This is a genomic window from Acinetobacter sp. LMB-5, from assembly GCF_001541635.1.
GTDB lineage: Bacteria > Pseudomonadota > Gammaproteobacteria > Pseudomonadales > Moraxellaceae > Acinetobacter > Acinetobacter pittii.
In genome coordinates this window covers 1-1,102 of record NZ_LRDR01000028.1, presented here as the reverse complement: position 1 = coordinate 1,102, position 1,102 = coordinate 1, and the positions used below count along the sequence as shown (strand labels likewise).

Below are 1,102 nucleotides of genomic sequence, written 5' to 3'. Positions count from 1 at the left end.
GGCATCAGTTCACCTAACCTCAATTAAAGTGACAACATCATAACCACTCTTAAAGGTGCGTAATATTGGTAATATGTTAAATAGGCCACGTCACTATCAAAAACACCATTTAGAAGCTCCTCAAACGCCCTAGAAGCGTTTTTAAGCAAAAAACCACACCAAGATAGCCAAAAGTCGCTTTGAAACTTTGTGACACTTTGAGAGCGATTTACAGGGTATAAAAATGACCCGTTCATTTGAGACAAAAGACACCATCTAAAGAGTGTTTTGAACAATTTAGAGTTCGTTAGTCCTGGTTAAATTAGCGTAGCGTTTTAATCAGGACTAACGAACCGGCAACGAGCAAAGCGAGGCGACAGAAGATTCAATCTCACAAGGAACAGTGATAACGTCACGACCATTCGTTGAGGAGGGACAGCAATGACAAAGAAGAGTGCAAGGAAAAAGAAAAATCAAAGCGAGAAAAAACTGAGACTTGAGTACGAAAAACGACAGGCAAAACGAATCCAAAACGCAGAGAAGTTAAGGAAAGAACAAGAAGAATTAGCAGAAGAGTTAGCCACGCAAAAAGTGGTGATCCCACCATATCGGAGAGGCACTTAAACTGGGGTAAAGGGGGCGTTAGCGCCCCTTTCCAGCTCACAGGGAAACCGTCAGGAACGAAGTGACTAAAGGGGACGCTGTGTATGCTGGCTTAGTATGAAGAAAGGCGATAGCACAAGCCTAAAAAAATAAGCGATTGAAAAGGTTATAACCCACGTGGGTTAGGAGCGACAGTGCCACCATTTAGATAGGGTGAAATGCCGCTTGCTCGATGCTCGGACGCTTCGCTTACTCGCACACTGCGCCGAGCGGATGAGGTAAGCGAAGACAGAAGAGTTGGTGCCGAAATTGCTTATTTCGGCTGCGCCGACCCCTACCCATTTCGACTCTATTTTGAGTGATTTAGGTACTGTCTATGGTCGCTTTCTGAACTAAGGATTTCTCCCCTTATTTCGGACTGCCCTGCGCTGTGTGTAAAGCTTTCGCCCCCGTTCCAGTCACACAACACTAATCAGTTATTCCTTTTCCGCTTGTCCCCTCTAGCAGCTACAAGGGGCGG

Annotated in this window: 1 protein-coding gene; it reads left to right on the top strand. The window is 45.3% G+C overall.

All coding sequences use genetic code 11. From position 1 onward, the window contains the following. Positions 1–420: 420 nt before the first annotated feature. Positions 421–603: a hypothetical protein gene (locus AW165_RS18315; RefSeq protein ID WP_060466678.1), complete on the top strand. Its 183-nt coding sequence runs from the start codon at positions 421–423 to the stop codon at positions 601–603. The last annotated feature ends 499 nt before the right edge of the window (positions 604–1,102 follow it).